The sequence below is a fragment of the Pseudomonas sp. PDM32 genome, from assembly GCF_019219225.1.
GTDB classification, from domain to species: domain Bacteria; phylum Pseudomonadota; class Gammaproteobacteria; order Pseudomonadales; family Pseudomonadaceae; genus Aquipseudomonas; species Aquipseudomonas laurylsulfatiphila.
Window position 1 is genome coordinate 14668 of the sequence record NZ_JAHUWE010000003.1, and the last position, 23368, is coordinate 38035.

Annotated in this window: 16 protein-coding genes, 1 tRNA gene and 1 pseudogene; 4 read left to right on the top strand and 14 right to left on the bottom strand. The window is 62.1% G+C overall.

Annotated features, from left to right (window positions below; all coding sequences use genetic code 11):
• Positions 1–19: 19 nt before the first annotated feature.
• The 7 genes from KW846_RS06535 to fdnG all read right to left on the bottom strand — a co-directional run bounded on the left by KW846_RS06535 (position 20) and on the right by fdnG (position 9114).
• Positions 20–115: transfer RNA gene (locus KW846_RS06535), tRNA-Sec, on the bottom strand.
• Positions 116–134: 19 nt separating this feature from the next.
• On the bottom strand, positions 135–2042 hold the full coding sequence (selB, locus tag KW846_RS06540) for a selenocysteine-specific translation elongation factor (RefSeq protein ID WP_218481691.1): 1908 nt from the start codon (positions 2040–2042) through the stop codon (positions 135–137).
• Entirely contained in the window at positions 2039–3469 is a 1431-nt protein-coding gene (gene selA, locus KW846_RS06545; protein WP_218481692.1) for an L-seryl-tRNA(Sec) selenium transferase, read from the bottom strand. Before selA ends, selB begins: the two co-directional genes overlap by 4 nt.
• 51 nt (positions 3470–3520) lie before the next feature.
• Positions 3521–4447, bottom strand: a complete 927-nt coding sequence (gene fdhE / locus KW846_RS06550) for a formate dehydrogenase accessory protein FdhE (protein WP_218481693.1) — start codon at positions 4445–4447, stop codon at positions 3521–3523.
• A 3-nt stretch (positions 4448–4450) separates the two neighbouring features.
• The gene (locus KW846_RS06555) at positions 4451–5116 is read right to left on the bottom strand and encodes a formate dehydrogenase subunit gamma (RefSeq protein WP_218481694.1); all 666 of its coding nucleotides are present in this window, start codon (positions 5114–5116) and stop codon (positions 4451–4453) included.
• Positions 5113–6048, bottom strand: a complete 936-nt coding sequence (gene fdxH / locus KW846_RS06560; RefSeq protein WP_218481695.1) for a formate dehydrogenase subunit beta — start codon at positions 6046–6048, stop codon at positions 5113–5115. Before fdxH ends, KW846_RS06555 begins: the two co-directional genes overlap by 4 nt.
• Complete coding sequence (gene fdnG / locus KW846_RS06565) at positions 6049–9114, bottom strand: formate dehydrogenase-N subunit alpha (protein ID WP_218481696.1); 3066 nt, start codon at positions 9112–9114, stop codon at positions 6049–6051.
• A 356-nt stretch (positions 9115–9470) separates the two neighbouring features.
• Between fdnG and KW846_RS06570 the strand changes: the two genes are divergently transcribed.
• Together KW846_RS06570 and KW846_RS06575 are read left to right on the top strand one after the other, a co-directional pair.
• Positions 9471–10625, top strand: coding sequence for a MalY/PatB family protein (locus KW846_RS06570; RefSeq protein WP_218481697.1), 1155 nt, complete (start codon positions 9471–9473; stop codon positions 10623–10625).
• 225 nt (positions 10626–10850) lie between these two features.
• Positions 10851–12212: a sodium:proton antiporter gene (locus KW846_RS06575; RefSeq protein ID WP_218481698.1), complete on the top strand. Its 1362-nt coding sequence runs from the start codon at positions 10851–10853 to the stop codon at positions 12210–12212.
• Here KW846_RS06575 and KW846_RS06580 read toward each other — a convergent pair.
• From KW846_RS06580 to KW846_RS06590, 3 genes are read right to left on the bottom strand one after another with little or no spacing between them, the layout of a single operon-like run.
• Entirely contained in the window at positions 12190–14109 is a 1920-nt protein-coding gene (locus tag KW846_RS06580; RefSeq protein ID WP_218481699.1) for a PAS domain-containing sensor histidine kinase, read from the bottom strand. The two genes, KW846_RS06575 and KW846_RS06580, sit on opposite strands and share 23 nt — an antisense overlap.
• A 13-nt stretch (positions 14110–14122) precedes the next feature.
• Entirely contained in the window at positions 14123–16411 is a 2289-nt protein-coding gene (locus KW846_RS06585) for an ATP-dependent DNA helicase (RefSeq protein ID WP_218481700.1), read from the bottom strand.
• Positions 16408–18012: a VRR-NUC domain-containing protein gene (locus KW846_RS06590; protein ID WP_256356644.1), complete on the bottom strand. Its 1605-nt coding sequence runs from the start codon at positions 18010–18012 to the stop codon at positions 16408–16410. Before KW846_RS06590 ends, KW846_RS06585 begins: the two co-directional genes overlap by 4 nt.
• A gap of 259 nt (positions 18013–18271) precedes the next feature.
• On the opposite strand from KW846_RS06590, the gene KW846_RS06595 reads away from it, so the two are divergent.
• Together KW846_RS06595 and KW846_RS06600 are read left to right on the top strand one after the other, a co-directional pair.
• The gene (locus KW846_RS06595) at positions 18272–18496 is read left to right on the top strand and encodes a YgdI/YgdR family lipoprotein (RefSeq protein WP_218481965.1); all 225 of its coding nucleotides are present in this window, start codon (positions 18272–18274) and stop codon (positions 18494–18496) included.
• 137 nt (positions 18497–18633) lie between these two features.
• Entirely contained in the window at positions 18634–19311 is a 678-nt protein-coding gene (locus tag KW846_RS06600) for an MliC family protein (RefSeq protein WP_218481966.1), read from the top strand.
• Between the two features lie 46 nt (positions 19312–19357).
• On the opposite strand, the gene KW846_RS06605 is transcribed toward KW846_RS06600, so the two are convergent.
• The 4 genes and pseudogenes from KW846_RS06605 to KW846_RS06620 form a co-directional block, all read right to left on the bottom strand.
• The gene (locus KW846_RS06605) at positions 19358–20443 is read right to left on the bottom strand and encodes a polyamine ABC transporter substrate-binding protein (RefSeq protein WP_218481702.1); all 1086 of its coding nucleotides are present in this window, start codon (positions 20441–20443) and stop codon (positions 19358–19360) included.
• A gap of 44 nt (positions 20444–20487) precedes the next feature.
• Positions 20488–20829, bottom strand: a complete 342-nt coding sequence (locus tag KW846_RS06610) for a cupin domain-containing protein (protein ID WP_218481703.1) — start codon at positions 20827–20829, stop codon at positions 20488–20490.
• 43 nt (positions 20830–20872) lie between these two features.
• Positions 20873–22279, bottom strand: coding sequence for an FAD-binding oxidoreductase (locus tag KW846_RS06615; protein ID WP_218481704.1), 1407 nt, complete (start codon positions 22277–22279; stop codon positions 20873–20875).
• Between the two features lie 51 nt (positions 22280–22330).
• Positions 22331–23157 (bottom strand): annotated as a pseudogene (locus tag KW846_RS06620) (helix-turn-helix domain-containing protein).
• Between the last annotated feature and the right edge of the window lie 211 nt (positions 23158–23368).

Consider the following 23368-nt stretch of genomic DNA (forward strand, 5'->3'; position numbering starts at 1 on the left):
CAGCAAGCCTGGGGTTGTTTGGCGGAAGGCAGCCGGAGTCGAACCTGCCCGGGAACGGATGCCGTCCCCAACCGGGTTTGAAGCCCGGCCGCGCCACCGGGCGCGATTGCCTTCCTTGAATTCCTGCCCCTGAATCAGGGCTCATTGCGCTGGGCCAACGCATTGTCCGGGCGAACCTGGCGACGATCGCCAAAACGCCGGGTCAGGCCGATGCGGTCGAAGTACTCCAGTATCTGGATACTGCGCTTGCGCCCCAGGCCCACCGCATCACGAAACGCCGCCACCTGGATCACCGGGTTGGCGTCCGCCAGTTGCAACAGCATAGCCGCCAATCGGCGAATCATGCTGTCGGTATAAAACAGGTCGCGCACCACTTGATGCATCAGGCCCAGGCGCGCCATTTTGCGCAGCAACCCGCGCACGGCCGCTTCCTCATGCCCCAGGTCGCGCACCCACGGCGGGTCGAATGCAGCCTGCTCGAACAGCGGTTGCAATTGCAGCCACAGGGCTTCGTCCTCTTCGCTCAAGCGCACCTGATGCCCGGGCAGGTGCAACCACGGGCCACTGCTGGCGATGTCGCCGCTGGTCAGCAACTCGTCGAGCAGGCTGATGAATGTCCCGCGTTCTTGAGTGCTGCCGGCAAATCGGCGCAAGCGATCCCGGTCCGGCCCCATCTGGTCCGGTTCGAGTTGATGAAAGCGTGCGAGCTGTTCCAGCACCGCGGCCTTCAAGGCCTGCCAACGGCTGGCACTGAACAGCAACGCGCCCTGGCGGGTGTCGATCAAGCGCACGTCAGCGGGCAACACCCAATGGCTGCGCGGACGGTTGAACTGCCGCTCCAGGCGTTGCGGATCGAGCCCGGAGTCGCTGTGGGCCAGCAACGCCGGCAAAACATCCTCCAGCCTGATGCTGCTCGCCAGTGCCACCAGCTGCGCCAAGCGTTCGGGGCTGCGGCGTTGCCGGGTGGGTGCAAACGGATCGAGTACCCGACCGCCCCCCAAGGTACGTTGGGCACTCTGGTCGCGCAGGATCAGCCGATCGCCTTTCACCGCGTGCACCGGCGCATTGAGCAGCAGTTGGGCAAACATCCGCCCACCGGGCACCAGGCTGGTGCCTTCGAGCAAGGCGACTCTGCCGGTGACGTCCTGGGTGCCGAGGTGCACGTGCACCGGTTGAAAGTGTTCGAAGGTCCGGGATTCGCCGGCAAGCAACTGCATGTCAATGTCCAGGCGCTGGGTGGGCGCAAACAAGCCGTCGGCCAGCAACCAGTGACCGCGATGGATATGCTCCAGCGCCAGCCGCTCGGCACTCAGGTTCAACGCCACACGCTGGCCGGCACAGGCGTGTTCGGCGGCCTGGTTTTGCGCGTGCAGGCCGCGAATGCGCACCGGTTTGCCTTGTGGTCCCAACAGCAAGGTATCGCCCACCGCGACCTGGCCGGACAGCGCCGTACCGGTCACCACGATACCGGCCCCGGCCACGCTGAAGGCCCGATCGATCGCCAGGCGAAAACCACCCTCGGTGTTGCGTTGCGACACTTCACCCTGGGCATCGAGCAACGCCTTGCGCAAGGTTTCGATGCCCTCGCCGGTCACGCTCGACAGTGCAATCAGCGGTGCATCGGCATAGGGTCCGGGCGCCAGCAAGGTACGGATCTGCTCACGCACGTCTTGCACCCTGGCGCTGTCGACCCGATCGCACTTGCTGATCGCCACCAGCGCCCGCGGGATGCCGAGCAACTCGACGATCGCCAGGTGCTCGCGGGTCTGCGGCATCACCCCGTCATCGGCGGCCACCACCAGCAACACCAGATCGATGCCCTGTGCCCCGGCCAGCATGTTGTGGGTGAAGCGCTCATGGCCGGGAACGTCGATGAAACCGGTCAGTGGCGCCTCAGGCTCCAGCGCGGCATACAGGTAGCCGAGGTCGATGGTCATGCCGCGCTCACGCTCCTCCCGGCGCCGGTCGCCCGCCTGGCCCGTCAGCGCCTGGAGCAGCGCCGTCTTGCCATGGTCGATGTGTCCTGCGGTGCCGACAATCACCCTGCCCGGCCCTCCACGTGCAATTGATCGAGCTGTGTCAGCCAGGCCGGCTCGTCGTCCAGTTGCCGCAGGTCCAGCCACAGGGCGTCATCGTCAATGCGCCCGAGCACTGCAATCGGCAAGGCGCGAAAGGCCTCCTCCAGACTCAGCAAGGATCGCCCGCGCAAACGCTTCGACGTGAGTGGGCGAATACACAGCGCCGCGCTGGCCAGCCGCGCCACCGGTTGGCTGCCGCTGCCGATCATGCCCAGTGACGGCATGGCACTGACGCTCCAGCCGTCACCCAGCACGCGGGCCAGCGCCGGCTGCAAGCACTCAGCCTGGGCAAGGATATCGGCCTGTGGCCGGGTCAACAGGCGCAGGCTCGGCAAACGCTCGGCCAGTCGGTCCGGATTTCGGTAGAGCCCCAGCACCGCTTCCAGGGCCGCCAGGGTCATTTTGTCGACCCGCAGCGCACGCTTGAGCGGGTTTTTCTTGATCCTGGCGATCAGGTCCTTGCGGCCGACAATCAGCCCGGCTTGCGGGCCACCGAGCAGTTTGTCGCCACTGAAGGTGACGATGTCCGCGCCATCCAGCAGCGCCTGACGCACCGTCGGCTCGGCGGGCAGCCCCCAGCGGGTCAAGTCCAGTAGGCTGCCGCTGCCGAGGTCTTCGAGCAGCGGCAAGCCGTGCCGGTGTGCCAGTTGCGCAAGTTCCGCGGTCGGCACGCTCGTGGTGAAGCCTTGAATGCTGTAGTTGCTCGCGTGCACCCGCATGATCAAACCGCTGCGCGCGCCGATGGCGGTTTCGTAGTCGCGGGCATGGGTGCGGTTGGTGGTGCCCACCTCCACAAGCTTTACCCCGGCGCGGGCCATGATGTCGGGAATGCGGAAGGCGCCGCCGATTTCAATCAGTTCGCCCCGGGAAATGATCCCTTCCTTGCGCGCCCCCAGGCTGTTGAGGGTCAGCAGCACCGCAGCGGCATTGTTGTTGACCACGGTCACCGCTTCGGCGCCGGTCAGCTCGCGGATCAAGCCTTCGATCAGGTCGTCGCGATCGCCACGCTTGCCGCTGCGCAGGTCAAACTCCAGGTTGAGCGGATAACGTGCGGCCATTTGCACCGCCTCGATCGCTTCTTCGGGCAACAACGCCCGCCCGAGGTTGGTGTGCAGCACCGTGCCGGTAAGGTTGAACACCCGCCGCACATGGCTGCGATGCTGGATCGCCAATCGCTCGCCGACCCGGCCTGCCAGCACTTCGGCGCTGACCTCTACAGGTTCGAGCAAACCCTGCCGTGCCCCTTCGCGCAACTCATCCAGCAACAGCCGCAAGGCACCCAGCAAGGCGTCGCGTCCATGGCGCTCGGCCAGCGGCCGGCACGCCGGGTGACGCAACAGACTGTCGATGGAAGGTAGACGCAGAGATTGGCTGGCACCGCGTGCAGACATCTGGCACTCCTGGAAACGAATGACCCTCGCGCCAGAGTGTAGACGCTGGGTTTATTCGTCTCCCGGCGCCAACAGCAGATTCGGCGCCAGGCGCTGATAACCGTCCTGGGCCAGGCGCATGTCGAGCATCAGGCTGGACAGGTCGGCCGACAACGCTTCGGCATCCGCATCGTTCTCCAGATAGAGCAACTTCAGATAGCTGTTGCAACCGGGGCAGACTTCGGCGCGCAACGGCGCCTGGTTGGCGGCATGGCGATCATCTTCGAGGCTGAGGTATTCCAGGCCCTTGCTCTGCTCGCAATACACGCACTTGACCCGCACCACGTGCCACTCGCAGGCACACAGCGAACAGACCAGATAACGCAAGCCATTGTGCTTGCCGCGATGGCGGATGACCCCGGCCATGGCCGGCGAGCCGCAGGCCGGGCACTGGCTGAGGCTGTCGCCAGGTGTCAGTGCCAGGTTCGGCGTACTCAACAGCCAGTGGCTCCAGGCCGTTTGCAGCGCCGCACCGAGAAACGGCACCAGCGCGGCCGGTACCAGCGAGTACTGGCCGCTGACCAGTGCCACCGCCCAGGCGCGGCGTTGCCCGGCACCGGCCAGGCGCAAGTTGTCCACGGCGTCGGCCACGGCGGATTGTGGCGGTGCGCCGTAGCGCTGCAACAAGGCATCGAGGTAAAGCTGCCAGACGTCTTCGCGCGCCAGGCTGTCGGCCGCAAAGGGCGGCAAGCCGTGCTGCTGGCACAATTCGATGCGTTGCCGGTCCAGAGGCTCGCCAAGCGGCGGGTCGTCCAGCACCTGTTGCTGCACCCGGCACAACCCGGCAATCAGGCGCAGATAATCGGCCAGCGGGTGCCCTTCGGCCAGGGTTTCCAGGCGCTGGGCGCGCAGGCTGAACAGGTTGGGCGGTGGCAGGTACAGAAACGGCGGCGAACTGGCCGCCGCTTCGATTTCTCCAGGTTCGAGGATGGTTGGCAAATGTCAGCCCTTTTTGGTGATCGGTCGCGTAGGAACTTCGTCGCGGGTCTCATCTTGAGTCACTTGGCGATACCAGAGTTCGTGGTGCTTCCTGGCCCAGGCGCGGCTGACCCGGCCGTGCACCATGGCGCTGACCGAGCCCTTGATCCAGATGCCGGCGTAGATGTGCACGATGATGCTCAGGATCAGCACAAACCCGGCCAGGGCATGCAGCAACATCGCCCAGCGTATCGCGGTGATGCCGAAATACTCGCTGAAGTAGGCACGCCAGATCACCAGCCCGCTGAACAACAGCACCAGCATGCACAGCAGTAAAGTCCAGAACAGCAGCTTCTGCCCGGGGTTGTATTTGCCGATGGGCGGGACGCCCTCCTCTTCATTTTTCATCACCCGGTCGATGCGCCTGAGCCACAGGCGATCGTTGGCGATGAAGTAGTTGGCGCGCCAGAAGCGGAACACCAGGCCAAGGAACAGCAGGAACATCAGCACGCCCATGAACGGGTGCAGGATGCGTGTCCATGGCCCGCCGCCGAACAGGTTGCTCAGCCAAAACAGCGCCGGGTGGAACAGTGCCAATCCGGACAAACCAGCCATGAAGAACAGAATCGCCACCAGCCAGTGATTGGTGCGCTGGTTGCTGGTGTAGCGCAGGATCGTCTTGTTGCTCATGGCCTGCCCTCCCCACGGGGATCGAAGGTGTGCACCGACGGATCGACTTCGTGCACGGCGTTGTCCGGCGGCTCGGGATGTTCATCCTCTTCGACGATTTGCGGGCCGACCCGCACGTAGTGGAAGAACCCGGCCAGCACCGCCGCGCCCATGGCCAGCAGCGCCAGAGGTTTGCTGATGCCTTTCCACAGCCCTACCAACGGGCTGATCGCCGGGTGATCGGGCAAGCCCGCGTACACTCTTGGCGTATCGGCATGGTGCAGCACGTACATCACGTGGGTGCCGCCGACGCCTTCGGGGTCGTACAGGCCGGCGTTCTCAAAGCCACGGCTTTTCAGATCGACGATGCGTTCGGCTGCGTGCTCCTTCATGTCGTCCTTGGAACCGAACACGATGGCACCGGTCGGGCAGGTTTTCACGCAGGCCGGTTCCAGGCCAACCGCCACCCGGTCCGAGCACAGGGTGCATTTGTAGGCCTTGTGATCCTTTTGTGAGATCCGTGGAATGTTGAACGGACACCCGGTAATGCAGTAACCGCAGCCGATGCAGTGGTCCTGATCGAAATCGACGATGCCGTTGGCGTGCTTGATGATCGCCCCGGGGCTGGGACATGCCGCCAGGCAACCGGGCTCGGCGCAGTGCATGCAGCCGTCCTTGCGGATCAGCCACTCCAGATTGCCGGCGTCGGTCTCGTGCTCGGTGAAGCGCATCAGCGTCCAGGTTTCGGCACTGAGGTCCTGCGGGTTTTCGTAGGTACCGTGGTTGTAGCCGACCTCATCGCGCAGATCGTTCCATTCCGAGCAGGCAACCTGGCAGGCCTTGCAGCCAATGCATTTGGTGGTGTCGATCAGCTTGGCGACTTCCTCCATGCCGCGCACCGAGGGCGCGGGTGTGGTGGTGGCCGAGCGGGCAATGATGTCTTGGCTGGCCATTTAGACTTTCTCCACGTTGACCAGGAATGACTTGGATTCCGGGGTCTGTGTGTTGCCATCGCCGAGGAACGGCACCAGGGTGTTGGTCAGGTAACCGTGCCGCGTGAGCCCGGTAAAGCCCCAGTGCAGCGGAATGCCGATCTGGTGCACCACCTGATTGTTGACCTGCAGCGGACGAATCCGCTTGGTCACCACCGCCACCGCTTCGATGAAGCCACGCTTGCTGCTGACCCGTACCCTGTCGCCTGCGACTATGCCTTTTTCCTTGGCCAGCACTTCGCCGATTTCCACGAACTGCTCGGGCTGGACGATCGCGTTGAGCTTGCAATGCTTGCTCCAGAAGTGGAAATGCTCGGTCAGCCGGTAACTGGTGGCGGCGTACGGGTAATCCTTGGCCACGCCGAGGGTGTCCCACACCGAATCGAAGATCCGCGCTGCCGGGTTGCTGGTGGCTTTCTTGTTTTGCGGGTGCAGCGGGTTGATGCCGATCGGGGTCTCGAACGGCTCGTAGTGCTCGGGAAACGGACCTTCGTTCATCTTGTCGACGGCGAAGAACCGCGCCACGCCTTCGGGGTTCATGATGAACGGGTTCATCCCGGCTTCCGGCGGCACGTCGGCCTTGTAGTCCGGTACATCGGTGCCGGCCCAGGCTTTGCCGTTCCACCACACCAGGCGTTTTTTCGGATCCCACGGCTTGCCTTGCAGGTCCGCCGAGGCGCGGTTGTAGAGAATCCGCCGGTTGGCCGGCCAGGCCCAGGCCCAGCCCTGATGCTGGTGCATGCCGTACGGGTCGTTGTTGTCGCGGCGGGCCATCTGGTTGCCCAGTTCGGTCCAGCTGCCACAGAAAATCCAGCACCCGGACGCCGTGCTGCCGTCATCCTTGAGCTGGCCGAAACCGGCCAGTTGCGTATTGGCCTTGATCGCCGCGCCGGTGGCGTCGGTGAAGTCGGAAGTCGCCGAGCCGTTGATTTCCTTGGCCAGTTCCTCTGGCGAAGGTTCGTCGGGGATCTTGTACGGCCACGTCAACTTGAGCAGCGGGTCGGGATATGCACCGCCATTGGCCTGATAGCGCTGGCGCAGACGCAGGAACAATTCGCTCATGATCCGCACGTCGGTGCGCGCTTCGCCAGGGCCGTCGGCGCCTTTCCAGTGCCATTGCAGCCAGCGGCTGCTGTTGACCAGCGAACCGTCTTCCTCGGCAAAACAGGTGGTGGGCAGGCGGATCACTTCGGTCTGGATGTCGGCGCTGTTCACGTCGTTGTACGGCCCGACCTTTTGCCAGAACTCGGAAGTCTCCGTGGCCAGTGGGTCCATCACCACCAGCCATTTCAGCTTGGCCAGTGCCGCCATCACGCGGTTTTTGTCTGGCAACGCGGCGATAGGGTTGAAGCCCTGGCACATGTAGCCGTTAACCTTGCCTTGCCCCATCAGGTCGAACACCTTGAGGATGTCGTACTGGGGAATGTCCAGTTTCGGCAAGTACTCGTAAGCCCAGTTGTTCTCGGCGGTGGCGTTGGCGCCGTACCAGGACTTCATCAGGCTGACATGGAACTTGCTGTAGTTCTGCCAGTAGGACAGTTGCCCCGGACGCAGCGGCTTCTGCGTACGCTTGACGATGTAGGCGTTGTAATCCTGCTCGGCATCGCCAGGTAGCGTGAGGTAGCCCGGCAGTGAGTTGGACAGCAGCCCCAGGTCGGTCAGCCCCTGGATGTTGGAGTGTCCGCGCAAGGCGTTCACGCCGCCGCCCGGCATGCCGACGTTGCCCAGCAACAGTTGCACCATCGCCGCGCTGCGGATCATCTGCGCGCCAATCGAGTGCTGGGTCCAGCCCAGCGCGTAGAGGATGGTCATGGTTTTGCCCGGCGTCGAGCAAGTGGCGATTTCCTCCCAGATTTTCTGCATGGCATCGACCGGCATGCCGCAGATCTGGCTCGCCAGTTCCCGGGTGTAACGGCTGTAATGCTGCTTCATCAACTGATAGACGCAACGCGGGTCCTGCAGGGTCGGGTCGACCTTGGCAAAGCCGTCCTCACCGAGCTCATAGCCCCAGCCGGATTTGTCGGTGTAGAGGCGCTTGGCCGCGTCGTAGCCGCTGAAAATCCCGTCCTCGAAGCCATAGCCGGCTTTGACGATGAACGACACGTCGGTGTAGTTGCGCACGTACTCGTGCTGGATCTTGTCCTCGGTCAGCAGGTAGTTGATCAGCCCGCCCATGAAGGCGATGTCGGTGCCGGTACGGATCGGCGCGTAATAGTCGGCCACCGAGGCGGTACGGGTAAAACGCGGGTCGACCACGATCAGCCGCGCCTTGTTGTGCGCCTTGGCTTCGGTCACCCATTTGAAGCCGCACGGGTGCGCTTCTGCTGCGTTGCCGCCCATCACCAAGACCAGATTCGCGTTGGCGATATCGGTCCAGGTATTGGTCATGGCACCACGGCCGTACGTCGGGGCAAGACTTGCCACCGTCGGGCCGTGTCAGACACGCGCCTGGTTATCGAACCCCAGCATGCCGAGGCTGCGCACCACCTTGTGGGTGATGTAGCCCGCTTCATTGGACGCCGCCGATGCCGCGAGGAAGCCGGTGGTCAGCCAGCGGTTCACCGTTTGCCCCTGGGCGTTCTTCTCGATGAAGTTGGCGTCGCGGTCGGCCTTCATCAGGTCGGCGACACGATCGAGGGCTTCATCCCAGGAGATGCGCGTCCACTCGCTGCTGCCGGGCTTGCGTACCTGCGGGTATTGCAGGCGGCCGGGACTGTGAATGAAATCCAGCAGGCCCGCACCTTTGGGGCACAGGGTGCCGCGGTTGACCGGGTGGTCGGCGTCACCTTCGATGTGGATGATGTTTTGCGCGACATTCTTCGCCGCATCGCCCTGGCTGTACATGATCAAGCCGCAACCGACCGAGCAATACGGGCAGGTGTTGCGGGTTTCATGGGTGTGGGCGAGCTTGAAATGACGCACCTGTTCGGCAAAGGCAAGCGTCGGGGCCATGCCCAACGCACCCAGGCTAGAGCCTGCAAGGCCGATACCGGCGACCTTGAAGAACTGACGACGGCTGAGATCCATCGTGCACTCCTGATCAGGTGGAACCCGGTACATGGCCGGGCTTTTTCGAACAACCACGGTCGCGGCAGTCTGGCTGCCGACAGTTGAACTTTAGTCAATGCTGTCGAATCTGCGATGGAACCCGACCGTCGGGCGTTAGTCGGCGTTCACGGCTATTGGCACAAAACCTGTGGGAGCGGGCTTGCCCGCGAAGGCGTAGTGTCAGGCAACACTCATGCTGGATCTGCCGGCCCCTTCGCGGGCAAGCCCGCTCCCACAGGGGGTGTGGTGTCAGTCATCGCGAGCAGGCTCGCTCCTACAGGGGATTGGCGCTTATCATGGCCGGCATGATTAACCGGCCTTTACGAGATTTGCGCATGACTTTCGATTTTGATCAGGTGTTCGACCGCCACAACACCGGCAGTACCAAGTGGAGCCGCTACCCGGCGGACGTGTTGCCGATGTGGGTCGCCGACATGGATTTCGCCGCGCCGCCGGTGATCATCCAGGCCCTGCAAAAACGACTGGAACACCCGATGGTCGGTTACAGCGTGGCCCAGGATGACCTGCGCGAGGCTATCGTGGCCGACCTCTGGAACAAATACGCCTGGCGTGTCGAGCCGCAGGAGCTGATTTTCCTGCCGGGTGTCGAGTCGGGCTTCAACATGGCATTGAAGGCCCTGGTGCAGGCGCCACAGAACGTCGTTGTACAGGTGCCGAATTACCCGCCGCTGCGCCACGCACCCGGGCATTGGGGTCTGAACAAGGTCGAACTGAACTTCGATGCGCAAACCGATGGCACCTACAGCACGCCGCTGGATACCCTGAGCCAGTCGTTGCAAGGCGGTGGCGCACTGCTGCTGAGCAACCCGCACAACCCGCTGGGCAAAGCCTTCCCGCGTGCAGAGCTGCAAGCCATTGCCGACATTTGCCTCGAGCATGATGCCTGGATCATTTCCGACGAGATCCACGCCGAGTTGTGCTTCGATGGCCGCCAGCACATTCCGATGGCCACGCTGAGCCCGCAGGTCGCCCAGCGCACCATCACGCTGATGTCAGCGAGCAAGGCCTACAACATCGCAGGCCTGAAGACCTCGTTCATGATCATCCAGGACCGCCACCTGCGCGAGAAGGTCAACCACGCCCGTTGCGGCATGGTCGACAGCGTCAACCCGCTGGGCATGGAAGCCACCCGCGTCGCCTACAGCGAAGCTGCGCCATGGCTGGCCGAACTGAAGGTCTACCTGCAAGGCAACCGCGATTTCCTCGCCGACGCAGTACGCACCCGCCTGCCGGGCATCACCATGAATCTGCCGCAAAGCACTTACCTGGCGTGGCTCGACTGCACGGCACTGGGGCTGGACGATCCGCAGCAGTTCTTCCTCGAACAGGCCAGGGTCGGCTTGAGCGCCGGCCTGGACTTCGGCGATGACTGCAAGCAGTTCGTGCGCCTGAATTTCGGCTGCCCACGCTCGCTGCTCGAAGAAGGCATCGCGCGGATGGAGCGCAGCTTGCGCCATCTCAAGGCCTGATCCAGCGCTCCTGCCATTCCTATCCCCCTTGTGGGAGCGAGCCTGCTCGCGATGGGGCCCTGTCGGTTGGCAATGTAGTCGCCTGACACTGCGCCTTCGCGAGCAGGCTCGCTCCCACAGGGTGGGAAGCCGATTCTTTGACCCGCTGAAAAATTGAACCGACCCAAGCCTGCGATGCTCAACAACCAATAGCCCTGCACTGGCGGTTGTTTTGGGATCCGGACCATGAGCTTCGTTACCTGGGTGGCGGTGTTGGGGGCTGTGTTGCTGACGCTGGCACTGACTTCGTCGTACCTGCGCTGGATGCCGGTCACTACGTCGGCCGTGTGTCTGGTACTGGGCGTCGCCATCGGTCCGGCGGGCCTGGGTTTGCTCAGGCTGGATATCAAGGAGTCGGCATTCTGGATCGAGCACCTGACGGAAGTCGCGGTGCTGTTTTCCTTGTTTGTCTGTGGTCTCAAGCTGCGCCCCGCGCTTCGTGATCGCCAATGGCGAGTGGCGTTTGTTCTGGCGGGACCGGTCATGATGCTCACGATTGTCGGCATCTGCCTGCTGCTGCATTTCGCCTTCGCGCTGGCATGGGGGCCGTCGCTGCTGATCGGGGCGATACTGGCGCCGACCGATCCGGTCCTGGCCTCGCTGGTTCAGGTCAATGACGCCAAGGACGACGATCCGGTGCGGTTCGGACTCTCGGGCGAGGCTGGATTGAACGACGGCATCGCATTCCCCTTTGTGATTCTGGGGCTGCTGTTCTTGCAGCAAAACGGCAGTATTGCCAGCGGTCTGGATGACTGGTTCCTCAAGCGTCTGCTCTGGGCCGTTCCCGCCGGATTGCTGACCGGTTACTGGATGGGGCGCGGCATTGGTCGCCTGACCTTGTTCATGCGCATCAAGAATGCCGACAGCACCTTCTCACCTAATGATTACCTGGCTCTGGCCCTGATCGCACTGGCCTATGTCGTGGCCGAAACCATTCAGGGCTACGGCTTTCTCTCGGTGTTTGCCGCTGGCCTGGGCTTGCGCCAGGCCGAGGTCAGGACAAGCGGTGACACCCAGGCACCGGCCGAGCATCTGGTCCAGGCGGTGGTCGGTCATCAGCATGTCGAACCCGAAGCGGCCGTGGCCGGCAATGTGGACCACTTGCAAGACACGCAAGTCGCTGCCGGGATCATGATGGGCGACATGCTGTCGTTCGGCAGCCTGGTGGAACGGGCCATGGAAGTGTTTCTGGTCACCTTGCTCGGGGTCGTGCTGGTTGCACATTGGGACTGGCGGGCTCTGGTGCTCGCGCTGGTGCTGTTCGGGATGATTCGCCCGCTGGCGGTGTGGCTGATGCCCTGGGGTTCGCTGCTCAATGGCCCGCAACGCTGGTTGATCGGCTGGTTCGGCATTCGCGGCATCGGCAGTTTCTACTACCTGTTCTACGCCCTGAACCACGATCTGCCACCTTCGGTGGCCACCTTGTGCGCCGACCTGACGCTCTCGGTGGTGGCTCTGAGCATTTTGGTCCACGGCATCAGCACCCAGCCCATGCTGGCCCGCTATGAACAGCGCAAACGCCGCGTCACTTCATCGCCAAGGCAATGACTTCCACCAGGTTGAGTTGGGTAAAAGGTTTCGACAGACGCGGCAGATGGGCGGCAAAGCCTTCCAGCCGTTCGGCATAACCGGTGGCGAGGATGATCGGCACGTCCGGTCGCATGCTCCTGATGGCATTGGCCAGTTGAGCCCCACTCATCTGTGGCATGGCCATGTCGGTGATGACCAGATCGATCTGCGGTTCACTGTTGAACAGTTCCAGCGCCCTGGCACCGCAAGACGCACTGATGACCCGATGCCCGAGGTCCTCGAGCAGCAGGCAGGTGCTGGTCAATACCAGGCTGTCATCGTCCACCACCAATACGCTCAGGCCGGGTCCCGTCACGGCCGGCGCTTCGGCGACCGGTTTGACGGGCGAATCCCCGGTGGCGACCGGCAACCAGAGTTCGGCGGTGGTGCCATGGTCCTTCTGGCTTTTGAGGATGAATCGCCCGCCCAGTTGTTCAATAAAACCGTGAACCATCGACAACCCAAGGCCCGTGCCTTTACCCACGCCTTTGGTGGTGAAAAACGGGTCCATCGCCGAGACCAGCGTGGTTTCATCCATGCCTTCGCCGGTATCGGCAATGCTCAGGCAAATGTAACGTCCCGGGGCCAGGGATGAGGTGGCGCTGTCGGTCACTTCACGGTCTCTGGCGCTGAAGCTGATGGTCCCGCCATTGGGCATGGCGTCACGGGCGTTGGTGGCCAGGTTCAGTACGGCCAGTTCCAGCTGATTGAGGTCCGCCAGCACCGGTTCGAGATCTTCGGGAAAGCGCGTTTCGATTTTCACCGAAGGCCCCAGGGAACTGCGCAATAGCCCGGAAATGCCTTCCACCAAGGCCGGTATCCGCACAGGCTCCGACTTGAGTTCCTGGCGTCGGGCAAACGCCAGCATGCGCTGGGTCAGGGAAACGCCGCGCAGGGCACCCTGGGTAGCGTTGTCGATCAAGCGGGTTAATTTGGGATCGTCCGTCACCCGTTTGCGCACGATTTCCAGATTGCCGAGGATCACCGTCAGCAGGTTATTGAAATCATGGGCGATGCCACCACTGAGCTGGCCGATAGCCTGCATTTTCTGCGCCTGGAACAAGGCCTCCCGGGTTTGTTCCAGCACCTGCTGCGCTTGCGTGACGTCAGTGATATCACGGGTGATCTTGGCAAAACCGAGCAAGGTGCCGGTGTCGCCCCAGATCGGATCGACGATGACGTGGGCGAGGAACCGCGTGCCGTCCTTGCGCATCCGCCAGCCCTTGTTTTCAAAGCGCCCTTCACGCACGGCGATGTCCAGCGTCCTTTGTGGTTCGCGGGCTTCGCGATCCTCGGGGGTATAAAAGATCGAAAAGTGCTGGCCAATGACCTCTTCCGGCAAGTAACCCTTGATGCGCTGGGCGCCAAGGTTCCAGTTGCTCACGCGTCCGTCCGGCGAAAGCATGTAGATCGCATAGTCGGTAACGCTCTGCACCAGCAGGCGAAACTGCTGCTCGCTTTGCTTGAGGATTTCTTCGGCCACCCGGCGATCGGTCAGGTCGCGGGTGATCTTGGCGAAACCCAGCAAGGTGCCCGAGCTGTCGAAGATCGGATCGATGACCACATGGGACCAGAAATGGCTGCCGTCCTTGCGCACCTGCCAGCCCTCGCCCTCGAAACGCCCTTCACCCAGCGCCGTGTCCAGCGCCCGCTGGGGCAAGCCGGCCCGGCGATCCTCATCGGTGTAGAAACGCGAGAAATGCTCACCGAGAATCTCGGACTCTTCATACCCCTTGAAACGCCTGGCGCCGGCATTCCAGCTGGTAATGATGCCGTCTGGATCAATCATGTAGATCGCATAGTCGATCACTGCATCGATCAATAGCCGGAAACGACCGTCTTCGATGGCACTGACCCTGGTTCGATCTTCGCTCATTGATCCCACCGCCTCATTGTTTCTCTGGAGTATGCGTCATACCGGGAATTTGGACAGCCCACCAACGCGGCAACAATTGTTTGACCTTGCTCTCGCCAAAACGGTCATCGATCAACATCACTACCCCTTGATCCTGTTGCGTACGGATGACCCGTCCGGCGGCCTGCACCACTTTCTGTACACCGGGAAACAGATAGGTGTAGTCGTAACCGGCGCCGAAGATGGCGGCCATGCGCCGTTTCAGTTGCTCGTTCACCGGATTGAGCTGGGCCAGACCCAACGTGGCGATAAATGCGCCGATCAACCGGGCACCGGGCAAGTCGATGCCTTCACCAAAGGCCCCGCCCAGTACCGCAAAGCCGACCCCCTGACCGTCGGCGTGGAATTGGTCAAGAAATTGCTGGCGTTGCGCTTCACCCATGCCTCGGGACTGCGACCACAGGCTGATGTGCGGATGTTTCTCGGCGAGTAGCTGCGCCACCTGCTGCAAATAATCGAAACTGCTGAAAAACGCCAGGTAATTACCGGGACGCTTGCAGAACTGGCTGGCGATCAGATCCACGATCGGTTCGAGAGAGGACTGGCGATGCACGAACCGCGTGGAGATCCGGTTGACGATGTGCACCTGCAGTTGATCGGCATGAAACGGCGACTCGACGTCGATGCACACCGTGTCCGCCGGCGTCCCCAGTAAATCGGCGTAATAGTGCCGGGGGCTGAGGGTCGCGGAAAACAGCACCGTGCTGCGCGCAGCAGTCAGGCGCGGGCGGATGAACCCTGCGGGTACCACGTTGCGCAGGCACAGCTGCGAGAGATTGCGCTTGCGTTCGAGGTCGCGCTTGCTGATGTCGAACAGGAACTGCTCATCGAACAGTTCGGCCACCCGGCAAAACTGCAGCATGTCGAAGTAGAAGCCTTGCAGTGCGCTGTCCAGCCCTTGTGGGTGATCGTTCAGGTAGTCACCGATGCTGGCGCTGCACGATGACAGTGCCTGAAGCAGCTTTTCCGGCGCCTTGTCATAGGCTTGATAGGCACCGGTTTGCGCGTCATGCAGGGCATTCCACTCGCGGCTGATACGCTGCATCGGCTTTTTCAGCACGTCTGGCGCGGTTTTGCGCACAGCGTTGAAGGTCGCCTGATCGAGGCTGGCGCTGTACATCTGCCGACCGCGCTCCACAAGGTTGTGGGCTTCGTCGACCAGCACCGCGACCTTCCAGTGATTGGCCTGGGCCAGACCGAACAGCAAGGCGCTGAAATCGAAGTAATAGTTGTAGTCGGCAACCACCACGTCGGCCCATCGCGCCATTTCCTGGCTCAGGTAATACGGACAGACATCGTGTGCCAGGGCAACCTCGCGCAGGGCGCCCTGGTCCAGCAGGCTCAGTTGACTGGCCGCCTGCCGTGCGGCCGGCAGGCGATCGTAGAACCCCCGGGCCAGTGGGCAGGACTCACCGTGGCAGGCCTTGTCCGGATGTTCGCAGGCCTTGTCCCGGGCAATCATCTCCAGCACCCGCAACGGTGGTGCATCGGCGCTGGCCAGCAACACTTGCGCGGCGTCCAGGGCGAGCTTGCGTCCCGGGGTTTTCGCCGTCAGGAAGAACACTTTGTCCAGCTGCTGCGGTGCCAGTGCCTTGAGCATGGGAAACAGGGTGCCCAGGGTCTTGCCGATGCCCGTGGGCGCCTGCGCCATCAGGCAGCGCCCTGTGCTGACGGCCTTGAACACCGACTCGGCCAGATGGCGCTGCCCCGGCCGAAAGTCGGCGTGGGGAAAGGCCAGGCGCTGCGCCGCGAGATTGCGCCCGTCACGGTGGGCGACTTCCTGTTGCGCCCATTGCAGGAAGCGCGCGCATTGCCGCTCGAAGAACTGTTGCAACTGCGCGGCCTCGAAGGGCTCGACCAGGCAGGTTTCCTTTTCGCTGACGATGTCGAAATACACCAGCGCCAGGTTGATCCGCGGCAGATCCCGTTGGCGGCACATCAACCAGCCGTAGATTTTCGCCTGGGCCCAATGCAACTGACGGTGGTTGGCCGGTTGCTTGCTCAAGTCACCGCGGTAGGTCTTGACCTCTTCCAGGCAGTTTTGCCCCGGGTCATAGCCATCCGCCCTGCCCTTGACCGTCAAGGTCTGATACTGGCCCTCGAGGGCGACTTCGCTTTGGTAGCCCTCGCTGCGCCTTGAAGCCACCGTGCGGTGCCCGACAATGCCCTCCAGCGCGGTGGGCGACGGTGTGAAGCGCAGGTCGAGGTCGCCGGCCTTGGCGGTGAACTCGCACAGCGCCCGCACCGCAATGCTGTAGCTCAAGCGTCCTGCTCCGCCCATTGCACGTAGCACACGGCGACGGGCATCTGGTGTTCATGGCAGAACTCCAGCCAGCGCAACTGGTTGTCCTGCAGGCGATCGCCCGGGCCTTTGACTTCGATCATGCGGTAGGTCTTTTGCTGCGGCCAGAACTGGATCAGGTCCGGCATGCCGGCGCGATTGGCCTTGATGTCCAGCAAGAGGCGATTGAACCAGTGCTTGAGATGCTCGGCCGGGAGGCAATCCAGGGCTTGCTCCAGCAACTCTTCGCTGAGCACGCTCCAGAACACGAACGGCGACTGCACGCCCCACTTGGCGGCGTAACGTTGGCGAATGGTCTGCCGGTAGCGCCCGTCTTCCAGTTCGGCCAGGCACGCCTGGAACAGTTCGGCCCGGCGGGCCTGGAAGTCTTCGCTGAGCAAATCCACCGGCCCGCGCTGGAACGGGTGGAAGAATGCCCCCGGCAAAGGCGCGAAAATCGCCGGCCAGCACAACAGGCCGAACAGCGAGTTGATCAGGCTGTTTTCGACGTAGTGGATCGGTGCCGAATCCTCAGCCAGATGCGCCTGAACGTAAAACTCGACCGACATTGCCGGATCGACTCTTGGTAGTTGCAGGTCCAGACGCTGCATTTCCCGAGGCGCCGCCCGCTTGATGGGCGGCCCGCCGAGCTTGCGTCGCAGGCGGGGCAGCACGCGGAGCAACTGCTGGTGTTCGACGGCACTCTCCGGTGCCTGTTCGGCCTGCTCGGCCAGATCCAGCGCCAACTCGAACTCCCCGCTGCGCTCCAGCACACGAATGAGCCGCGCCCGCGCCCCCGGATAAGCACATTCACGGTACAGGGTCAGGGCCATGGCGAAATCCGCGATGCGTTCGCAATACTGGCCCATCTGGAACAGCAGCTTGCCGCGCCGGCGTTGCAACCAGGGATTGTCCAGCGTCAGGCCCTTGATGCGCCCGGCCACCTCCTCCAGCGCTTCACCGGCTTCGAACTGTTGCTGGTACGCGTGCAGGAGGACACAGGCATCCACGTCGTCGCGGCTGCGCAAGCCGCGGGACTCGGCGCTGAATTCGACTTTTTCGTAGGTGTAGATACCCAGGTCGGCCAGCACGAACTCCGACCAGTCCTGGTACAGGTTGCCGAAGAACATCAGGCGCAGGCGGTCGCACAATTCCATGATGGTCAGGCTGAGCAGGCGCTCATCCAGCCACGGGCACCAGTCGTTGAAGCTTTGCGCCTGGGGAAATTGTTCGCTCAGCGCTGGCAGCCAATCGGATTTTCTGCCTTTGGGTTGATCGATGACGTAGCCGAAGGTCTGGAGGACTTCACCCTTGAGGAGCAGTTCGAACAGTTCCTCGACCGCCAGCGGCATACGCTCGTCGACCCAACCGAGTTTCAACAGCGGGCCGGCGGCACCGGGGATATCGCCGATTTCGTCGTAATGCAGTTTGCCGGCCCTGAAATGAATGCCCTTGCGCATGACCATTCTGACCAGCAGTGCCTGCGATTCACGGGGTAACCGCTTAAACTCATTAATGAAACGCAGCTCGTCGACGCTCAGCACATCGGCCAAGCGCTGCTCAAGCCAATCAAGCACTTGCATGAAGTTGTTGAGGTAATAGAACGGATCGTCGAGGGGATTTGCGGTCACAGGAAATGGGCCATGGCGAGCGAGTACTGGTTATGCGTACAGATACCAGTTTCGCCCTGCCCGGTGCAATCGGAAAAGGATAAATGGAGGTGCTGTACGGAATATTTCCCGAGCAGTAGAACTTTCTGCCCCTTGGCGGCACCAACCGCCATAGGCATGCAGTGACAGGCGCGAATGGATGGCACTGCTTCAAAACGAACGGGAGGTGATCATGGACATCAAGACTTTGGGTTTACCCCTGGCCGTCGCGGCACTGCTGGTGCTGGCCGGTTGCTCGACGCCAACGGTGGTGACCCTGCAGAACGGCACTCAGTACCTGACCAAGGACATGCCGAAGACCAAAACCAAGGACGGATTCTTCGAGTTCGAGGACATTTCGGGAGCGATGGTGAAAGTCAGGGCCGACGAAGTGGCAACGATTCGCGCGGAAGACTGACGTTTCTCCTGGCACGATGTGGCAGGTTTCGAGCACTGCCTTACACTCGATAGACCCCGTGCGACCGAATGAATGTGCAACGCTTCGACACAGGCGTTGCAATACGGGCATCACGCAAAGACTCAGGTGACGCCGAAATGAAAATGGTCATGCCACTTCTGGCCTCTGTGCTCGCCGTCAGCGCGTGCGTGACGGCGAGCTTTTGTGACGCCGCTACAAAGGCAAAACCAAAACCAAAGCCCTTGCCGACGTACAAAACCAGTTTCGATTGCACCACGCCCCAGGCATCCACCGAAAAGCTTATCTGTCACGACGCTCAGCTGGCGCGCATGGACCTGGAACTCGATCGTCTGTATCTGCTGGCGCTCACCGACGAACATTCAGTGCCGCGCCCGAATAAAGTCGAGATAGATCATCGGTTCTGGATGGAGTCCCGTAACCGCTGTGGTGCCGGGCCGCAAGCCAAGACGTGCGTCATCGCCAGTTATGCCGAGCGTGCGTTCCAACTGCGTCAGGGTTCGGCCATTGCCAGAACCAAGGACCCGAGCCGGCTCACCGAAGGCCCCTTGGCTTATCGTTGCGCAGGGTTCAACGCATTGGTGGCCGCGACCTTCTTTACGGTCGAACCGGGCGTGGTGTTCCTCAAATGGGCCAACTCCTCGGTGACGCTGAACCAGGTGCCGAACAATTCCGGAACCCAGTACACGGGCAAGGATTACAAAGGCAGCTACAGCTTCTGGCAAATCGGCGATGACGTTTTTTTCCAGATACCCGGCTCAGGCCAGATGAGTTGCGCAGCCGAGCCGGTTGGCTGACAAGGATGGCAACGGGACATCCTGTCCCGATTGCCTGACAAGGTCTTCAGCTGCCGGTGCGAATCTTGTTCCACACGCGCGTGCGAACTCGGTCGATGTTCAATGGCATGGCTTCCAGGGCAAAGAGTTTCCCCATCATTTCCGGGCTTGGGTAAACCTTGGTGTCGTTCTTGATCGCCGGGTTGATCAGGCTGTCAGCCTGCTCGTTGCCATTGGCGTAGTGCACGTAGTTGCTGACGCTGGCCATGACGTCCGGGCGCAGCAGATAGTTCATGAAGGCGTAACCGGCCTTTTCGTCCGGAGCATCGACAGGCATCGCGACCATGTCGAACCAGATGGCGGCGCCTTCCTTGGGAATGGCATAACCGATGTCGATACCATTGTTGGCTTCCCTGGCACGGTTTTCCGCCTGCAGGATGTCGCCGGAGAAACCGACCGCGACGCAGATATCACCGTTGGCCAGGTCACTGGTGTACTTGGACGAGTGGAAATAGCTCACATACGGCCGCACTTTCAACAGCAAGGCTTCAGCCTTTTTGTAGTCGTCCGGGTTCTTGCTGTGAGGCGGCAAGCCGAGGTAGTTCAACGCGGCCGGCAGCAGTTCGGGGCCGTTGTCGAGAATGGCCACGCCGCACTTCTGCAACTTCTGCATGTTCTCGGGCTTGAAAATCAAGTCCCAGGAATCCACCGGGGCGTTGTCGCCCAGCACCGCCTTGACCTTGGCAACGTTGTAGCCGATGCCGGTGCTGCCCCACAGGTACGGGAAGCCGTGCTCGTTACCCGGATCATTGGTCTGCAAGGCCTTGAGCAATACCGGGTTGAGGTTTTTCCAGTTCGGCAACTGGCTCTTGTCGAGTTTCTTCAGAGCGCCGCCCTCAATTTGCCGCGCCATGAAGTGGTTGGACGGAAACACCACGTCGTAACCGGATTTACCGGTCATCAGCTTGCCATCGAGGGTTTCGTTGCTGTCGTAGACGTCGTAGGTGAAGCCGATGCCGGTTTCTTTCTGGAAGTCTTTCGTGGTGTCCGGCGCGATGTAATCCGACCAGTTATAGATTTTGACGGTTTCGGCCGCCTGACTGATCGATGCAACCAGCAGCAGCGGAGCCAGGGTCAGTGTCTTTCGGAGCATGAGTCGATTCCTGTAGGTTGTTTTTGTTGGCAGGCAATCAAGGATCAGAAAATCAGGACGTAGGTCTTGCGCACGGTTTCCTGGATGTCCCAGATACCGAGGCTGTTGGCCGGCAACATCAGTGCGTCGCCGGCTTCGATGTACAGCGTTTCACCGCCGTCCGGGGTGAAGGTGCAGCGCCCCTGGATGAAGTGACAGAACTCCTGGGCGACGATCTGCCGCCGCCAGCGCCCCGGGGTGCATTCCCAGACGCCGGTCTCGACGCCGTCGTCGCGTTCGACGCTGGTGGTCGAGGCCACGGCCACGGGCGTGCCCAAGGGCACGGCGACCGGGTTGGACTCTTCCAGTTTCAGGGTTGCGGTGTGCTTGAATTGCGTGATGCTCATGGGATTACCTGTCGATGTAGCCTGTCGATGAAGAGCGCGCCGTTTAGTGCATGAAACCTTCCATGAAACCGGCCACCCCGCTGGCCAGCTTGCGCCGCCAGGGCGCAGTAGCCGGGTTGGCCAGGGTCTGGTCCTCATGGACAAAGCTGCGGATGATTGCGTTGTAGCCGAGCCAGCGGATCGGTTCCGGCTCCCAGGCCCTGAGCGCGTCGAGGCCCCGCTGCGGAAGGACCCACGGCTGGCGCACCAGATCGGTGTCGCGCCCCAGGATCAGGTCGGCGAGCGTGCGTCCACCGAGGTTGCTGGCGCCAACGCCCTCCCCGCCATAGCCGCCAGACAAGGCGATGCCTTTGGCCCGGTCGCAGAGCATGTGCGGCTTGAAGTGCCGGGACATGCCCAGGTTGCCGCCCCAGGAATGAGTGATCTGCACGTTCTTCAACTGCGGGAACAGCTCGCCGAACAGGTAGCGCCGCAGGTCTTTTTCATCGGTGGTCAGCTCGAAGTCGTGGCGCAGCTTGCCGGCGAACTGATAGCCGCCACGGGCGCCAAAGATCAAACGGTTGTCAGCGGTGCGCTGGCCGTAGGTCACTTGTCGACTGGCCTCGCTGAACGCCTGGCCACGGCTCAGGCCGATTTCATCCCAGGTGGCCGCCGACAGCGGCTCGGTCGCGACGATCAGGCTCTGCACCGGCATCTGATAACGCCCCAGGGGCGGCAAGGTGACGGAGTAGCCTTCTACTGCCGGAACGACCCAGTGACAGCGCACCGACGCTTTCGCCGTGCGCAGGCTGCCGGATTGCCAATGGGTGACCGGGCTGTTTTCGTAGATCCTCACCCCCAGGCGCTCCACCATCCGGGCCAGCCCGCGAACCAGCTTGGCCGGGTGGATGGTCGCCACGTGCGGCGCATAGATGCCGCCATAGGGTTTGGCGACGCGGATCTGCTGCGCCAGTTGTTCCGGGCTCAGCCAGCGATAGTGGCTATCGTCGAGGCCCTGGCGGTGGAGATCGTCCAGGTAGTGACGCAGGCTGGTCGCCTGCTCCGGATAACGCGCAGCGCAATACAGCACCCCGCCTTTACGGAAATCGCAGTCGATGCCCTCACGTTCGAGGACAATCTCCACTTCATCCGGAATGCCATGCAACAAATCGTAGGAAGCGCGGCGCTCTTCGACCGGCAAACCGGCCAGCAGGCGATCTTCACCCAGCAAGTTGCCCATCAACCAGCCGCCATTGCGCCCCGACGCACCGAAACCGGCGGTCTGCGCTTCGACAATGGCGATGTTCAGCTCCGGTTTCTGCTGCTTGAGGTAGTACGCGGTCCAGAGACCGGTGTAGCCGGCGCCGATGATCGCCACGTCCACATCCAGGTCCCGCTCCAGCGCCGGACGCGCCAACAACGGCTCGTCGAGCTGGTCCATCCACAAACTGATAGTGCGCCACGCCGGCATGCAAGACTCCGCCACTGAAAACTTCGATGGCGTCGATCCTAGTGCGTGGGCTCAGGCGCTGTCTTGCGCGCGTGCACGCAAAGAAATTTGTTTGACGTAGGCCTTGGGTGACTGGCCGGTGTGCTGGCGGAAACAGCTGTAGAACGCCGACAGCGAATTGAATCCGGCGGCGAACGCCAGTTCATCGATACGCAGCGGTGGCGTGGCGTCATCCAGCGCCGCGAGCAAGTGTTGCAGGCGCGCCTGGTTGACGTAGCGATAGAAGCTCTGGCCCAACACCTGGTTCAACAGATAGGAAATCTGGTTACGGCTGTACCCGCACTCGTTCGCCACCCGTTGCAGGTCGAGCTCCGGGTCAAGATACGGCTGCTGGCGCTGGAAATACTGCTGCAGGTCATCGGCCATGAAGCTCAACTGGCGAGGCGACAGGCCCAGCCGGCTGACCGCCGGGCGCTGGCCGGGCGCTGGCCGGGGGTGGTTTTGCTGACGGGTTGCTCATGCACCAGCGAAGCGTATTCATTGACCCGCCAGATCAGCCCGTCCTTGACGGTGATCGCCTCGCTGGCGCGGAACGACACCAGCCCCTCACCACCGCGCAGGGTGATGCGGTACTGAATGAAGGCGGTGTTGCCGTCCAGTCGAATGCGGTCGGAGTGCTCCAGCGCCTCATCCGGATCCCGGGGCATGCTGCTGCGCACGTAGTCGCGCAATTCGGCCAGGCCCATGACCCGATTCTGGAAAAAGTCGTTGTACTGGACTTCAGGGTGATAGAGCGCCATGACCCCGTCCAGATCCCGGTGCTTCCAGCGCAAGTGATAGCGCATGACCGTCTCGCCCGTGGCCTGGGTTTGCAGCGGACCATCATCCTCGGCGTGCATTGAAAGTCTCGACGGAAAAAACCGAGCTTGCCCAACTTCCGCTTTGTCTTCAACGACTAAACGGATGCGGGTTTCGGGCCGCCAATATCAAGCAAGCGTGACCTGAATCAAAAAAAGGGTGGCAATCGCCAAACGAGCTGAAAAAACCACATTCTTTTCACATTCGGATGCTACTTTTAAAGACTGTCACTGGTTGAGCCATTGAAGGTTC

Coding starts and splice junctions, on each gene's coding strand:
- selA (WP_218481692.1), bottom strand. CDS start 3,469: ATGTCTGCACGCGGTGCCAGCCAATCTCTGCGTCTACCTTCCATCGAC.
- KW846_RS06555 (WP_218481694.1), bottom strand. CDS start 5,116: ATGAGCAACAAGACGATCCTGCGCTACACCAGCAACCAGCGCACCAAT.
- fdxH (WP_218481695.1), bottom strand. CDS start 6,048: ATGGCCAGCCAAGACATCATTGCCCGCTCGGCCACCACCACACCCGCG.
- KW846_RS06570 (WP_218481697.1), top strand. CDS start 9,471: ATGACTTTCGATTTTGATCAGGTGTTCGACCGCCACAACACCGGCAGT.
- KW846_RS06575 (WP_218481698.1), top strand. CDS start 10,851: ATGAGCTTCGTTACCTGGGTGGCGGTGTTGGGGGCTGTGTTGCTGACG.
- KW846_RS06580 (WP_218481699.1), bottom strand. CDS start 14,109: ATGAGCGAAGATCGAACCAGGGTCAGTGCCATCGAAGACGGTCGTTTC.
- KW846_RS06590 (WP_256356644.1), bottom strand. CDS start 18,012: ATGCAAGTGCTTGATTGGCTTGAGCAGCGCTTGGCCGATGTGCTGAGC.
- KW846_RS06595 (WP_218481965.1), top strand. CDS start 18,272: ATGGACATCAAGACTTTGGGTTTACCCCTGGCCGTCGCGGCACTGCTG.
- KW846_RS06600 (WP_218481966.1), top strand. CDS start 18,634: ATGAAAATGGTCATGCCACTTCTGGCCTCTGTGCTCGCCGTCAGCGCG.
- KW846_RS06605 (WP_218481702.1), bottom strand. CDS start 20,443: ATGCTCCGAAAGACACTGACCCTGGCTCCGCTGCTGCTGGTTGCATCG.
- KW846_RS06610 (WP_218481703.1), bottom strand. CDS start 20,829: ATGAGCATCACGCAATTCAAGCACACCGCAACCCTGAAACTGGAAGAG.
- KW846_RS06615 (WP_218481704.1), bottom strand. CDS start 22,279: ATGCCGGCGTGGCGCACTATCAGTTTGTGGATGGACCAGCTCGACGAG.